Origin of the sequence: Armatimonas sp., from assembly GCF_043760365.1 — a bacterium.
GTDB lineage: Bacteria > Armatimonadota > Armatimonadia > Armatimonadales > Armatimonadaceae > Armatimonas.
Genome location: NZ_JAYUPA010000652.1, coordinates 1 through 4,052 on the forward strand (window position 1 = coordinate 1; position 4,052 = coordinate 4,052).

Consider the following 4,052-nt stretch of genomic DNA (forward strand, 5'->3'; position numbering starts at 1 on the left):
ATTCAGGATCTGGGCGAGCACTGGGAAAACGAGACGGGCTACGCCATCCCTCTGGGGGCGATCCTCTGCCGCCACACTCTGAGCCTCTCCGACACGATCACCGCGCTGATCCGCGAGAGCCTCACCTGGGCCGACACCCACCGCGACGAAGCCCTTGCACTCTGCCGTCAGCACGCGCAGGACCTCACCGATGGTGTCATCGAGGCTCATATCGCACTCTATGTCAATGAGTACTCCGACGATCTGGGTAAAGAGGGCCGCGCCGCCGTGGAGTTCTTCTTCTCGCAGCAGGCCGCCGGTTGAAAACCGGCGTCTGCAATGGCTTCGTGCCTCAGCCGCAAAGCCCGTGCCGGGCTACCGAGTTTATCTCCCCAGCCTGGAACAGGCTTTGCGGCACGCAGTGCCATTGCAGACGCCCAATTCGATTGGGCGGCGATAACCGGCATCACGTATAATCAGCCATGGATACGCCCTCGCCGATTGCCCGCATCCGCGCCGATGCGAAGTCCCTGACATTTATTATCCACCCCAATCAGCAAATGCCTCGTTTTTTGCTCGGGCAGGGAGTGGGCACGGCGGCGTGGGAGACGCTTGCGCCCGAGCGCGTCGCCGGGAAGAACTTCACGCTCCCACGCTTCGACACTACCGGACGAGATCGGCTCTTCTGGCGCTTTCGTGCCAGCGCGTCCGAGTCGCCCCGGTGGGTGACGGAGATTACAGACCCGGCGGTGCGTACAAACCCACTACCCTGGCCGAAAAGCATCAAAGGTGTTCAGTGCGTGGTAGACCGCGCCGATGCCGTCGCGCTGGGTGCCAAGCACGTCGGGATGAATCTCAGTATCCGCGAGGTGCTTCTTCCCGCCATTGGCGGCCCGTACGGTGGCCCCGTGGAGTTCATGGACGTAGACGGTGAGAAGATCCCCCTCGCAGCGGGCACACTCGCCCGCTACGACGACGAAGTACGGGCGTTTACGCAAGCGGGAATGCTGGTGACCGTGATCTTCCTGAACTACTTCCCACGCGATGCCGCAGATGGCGACTTGCTCATCCATCCGAAGTGCGACAAGAAAGGCGCGGCCAACCCGCTCTCGGCGTTTAACCTGAGCAACGCGAAGAGCGAGCGGCTGTATCGGGGGCTTTTGCAGTTCTTAGCCAAGCGCTGGACCGAACCCGAGGGACGTTTTGGACGAGTGGGCGGCTTTATTATCGGCAACGAGGTGCAGAGCCACTGGCACTGGTACAACCTGGGAAAAGCCACCGGCGAGACCGTCGTGCGCGAGTACGCCGATGCGCTGCGACTCGCGTGGCTCGCCGTGAAAAGCGTCCATAAAGACCTACGGATCTATATCTCCCTGGACTACTACTGGACCGACCGCCACGAAGCGCCGGATCGGACAATGCCGGGGCGGCAGTTGGTAGACGGCCTGAACACACTCAGCAAGGCAGAGGGCGACTTCGACTGGCACATCGCGCAGCACCCGTATCCGCAGGGGCTTTTTGATCCGATCTTCTGGGACGACGAAGACGCTGGGCTGGGCTTCGATACGCCCATTATCACTTTCAAGAACCTCGAAGTGCTGCTCGCCTACCTGAATCTGTCTGGCCAGAGAGTCAGCAATACCGCGCGGCGGGTGATTCTCTCCGAGCAGGGTTTCAACTGCAAGGGCAGCGGCGAACAAGCCGAGAAGATCCAGGCGGCGGCCTACGCCTACGCCTTCGAGAAGGTGCGCCAGATGCCGGGCATTGATGCGTTTATCCTGCACCGCCACCAGGATCACCCTGGAGAAGGCGGCCTCAAACTCGGCCTGCGAGATTTAGAAGGCCGTCGCCGCCCGCTGTGGAGCGTCTTCCAGAAAGCCGACACGCCTGAGTGGGCCGCCACTATCGCGCCCTTGCTCCCTCTGACCGGCCTCAAGAGCTGGGACGATGCCAGACCCACGACAAAGCGCATCGGAGAGCGCTCCGGGGTCGGCACCGAGAGTCTCTACTCGGGGGAGCTCGTCTGGGACGGTGTCAAGCAGCTCTGGACAGCCACGGCGCTCAATGGCTTGGACTGGCGGCAAGCTAAGGAGAAGACCAGCACGGGCAAGCGTGTCCCCGGCCTTTTCCAGCACCCCAAGGCCATCGGAGTCGCGGAGGCCAGCTTCCCCGTCACGCTCCCGAAAGCCGCACGCCTAACGCTTCATTTCGAGGTTCTCAATAGCGCCAAAGAACCCTCGCCCAACGGCATCACGTTTGGCGTGCGCGTTGACGGCAAAGAAATCTGGAGCGCCAAAGTTACGGATTGCGGCAAGCCCTACCCCCATGCCATTGACTTCACTCCCCACGCAGGCCGCACGATTACGCTCACCCTCACCACCGACGCCAACGGCAAAGAAGCCTACTGCTGGGCCACCTGGCTCGCCCCCGCTATTCTGGCCGGATAGCGTGCGGCTCCAGCGCGGCGAGGATGCCGGTGAGCAGGTTCACAACACATCCACTCCCGAGCGTGGGCGCCACCAGGGGCCACTTCCCCCCGTGAGCTGCTGGACGAACGTATCCCGCTGGCTGGTATCGGTAAAGGCGCTCGGAGGAATCGTAAAGGGCTCGTCCATCCCCTTGAGTAGAATCGCGACAAAGCCGCCGGGGAGAACATTCACCGACTCAAGACTCGCTCGCGCGTACCAGTCCTCGGCCCCTTCCTGAAGAATCCAGAACCCTTCGGTCTCAATGACCAGCGTGAAGTACTCCGACGGATCGAACTCCTTGCGTGCCTGACGCATCCACTGGCTCCGAACAAAGCGGTTGTCGCCACGCAGATACCACCCCAGAATGCCATAGACCGCTGCGATTCCGACGATAACACCAAGGAGGGCCCCGCCACTCCCGGCCAGGAAACGCACCAGAGAAAGCCCAATCCAGGCCGCGACCAACGTGCAAGAGTTCTGCCACTGACGGCACTGTTTCTTGTAGGCTTCATCTATAGGGCATGTCTGATACCAGAGCGCAAGATCGTCTTCTTTCCACTGCCAAGTCACACGGTTCATGGTTGTCCTCCGTTGATCTGCTGCTCCTGCGAGCACTAAAACCTAGCCGACGATTCCCTGCCCCTGGCGCCACCAACCTCCCGTAGCCTGCGCCGCTCCTTCTGACTTCTGGAGCTGGGCAAAATTGGCAAGAAAGGCATCGCGCTGGAGGGAATCGGTAAAGGCACTGGGAGGCAGGTGCCAGACCTGGCCCTCGATACTAAAGCGAAGGAACCCGTGGCGCAGTAGCTCCGCTTGCTCGACGACGCACCAACGGTACCGGTGCTCTGAGTTGGCCAGCACCACCCGCACGCCGTTGGGCTCCAGAATCAGGGTGTAGCACTTTTGGATATCCGGGTCTTTTGCCTGCGCCTGAAACCACCGCCGCCGTCCCTGGCGGGCAGTGAGGCGCAGAAATACTCCCGCCAGAACAAACGCGAGGGTGGCACCACACAGAGTCATCGCCAGCGCCAGCAGCCAGTGCGAGACCGTGCCAATCGCAACCACCAGCGCCAGAAAGCCCACCGCAAGCGCCCAGCCTGTCTGGTAGTTCCGGCACTTATCCCGGTACTCCGGCTCGTCAAGGGCGAGCTGGTACCAGGCTTCCTGATCGGCTGTCGTCCACTGCCACGTCACGGTGTTCATGTGTATCCTCAGTCAATCTCATCCTGCTGGTATTGCAGGAGCGGTTTCTGGAAGCTCATGCGGAAGGCATCGCCCCAGCCAAAGTAGCCCACTTTCTGTATCACCGTGCGTAGCTGCTCATGGTAGAGCACCTCGGTCTCCAGGATTTCGTGAGGCGCGAGAGGGCGACGGCGCGTACCCTGGCGCTGCTCGGTGAGCGCCAGAACGTGCCGGTGCTTTCGGAGCAGATCCGCAGGGTGCCGCGCCTTTGTGAAGACCCGCGCCACCACCGAGAGACCAGGAAACGGCTTGCGGTAGCCCCCGTCGTTGTTGACTGTCACGCAGCGCCCGCCGTTTTCCAGCTCCGTCCGGATCAGGAAGTTCGCCTTCGACGGTCGAACCTGAGTCTGGTTATTGTGATGC

General features: G+C 61.7%; 5 protein-coding genes. 2 read left to right on the plus strand and 3 right to left on the minus strand.

Annotated elements, in window-relative coordinates; genetic code table 11:
• On the plus strand, nucleotides 1-303 hold a 303-nt coding region (locus tag ACH2EH_RS15055), incomplete at its 5' end, for an MqnA/MqnD/SBP family protein (protein ID WP_395142861.1).
• Nucleotides 304-461: 158 nt separating this feature from the next.
• The gene (locus tag ACH2EH_RS15060) at nucleotides 462-2,426 is read left to right on the plus strand and encodes a DUF5722 domain-containing protein (RefSeq protein ID WP_395142862.1); all 1,965 of its coding nucleotides are present in this window, start codon (nucleotides 462-464) and stop codon (nucleotides 2,424-2,426) included.
• A gap of 39 nt (nucleotides 2,427-2,465) precedes the next feature.
• Here ACH2EH_RS15060 and ACH2EH_RS15065 read toward each other — a convergent pair whose 3' ends face one another.
• The 3 genes from ACH2EH_RS15065 to ACH2EH_RS15075 all read right to left on the minus strand — a co-directional run.
• Nucleotides 2,466-3,026 carry a hypothetical protein gene (locus tag ACH2EH_RS15065; protein WP_395142863.1) on the minus strand — a complete coding sequence of 187 codons (561 nt, stop codon included), beginning with the start codon at nucleotides 3,024-3,026 and terminating at the stop codon, nucleotides 2,466-2,468.
• A gap of 42 nt (nucleotides 3,027-3,068) precedes the next feature.
• A complete protein-coding gene (locus ACH2EH_RS15070) occupies nucleotides 3,069-3,650 on the minus strand; it encodes a hypothetical protein (protein ID WP_395142864.1) in 582 nt (193 codons plus the stop codon).
• Between the two features lie 8 nt (nucleotides 3,651-3,658).
• Nucleotides 3,659-4,052, minus strand: a 394-nt coding sequence (locus ACH2EH_RS15075; protein WP_395142865.1) for a hypothetical protein, incomplete at its 5' end; no start/stop codon positions are given.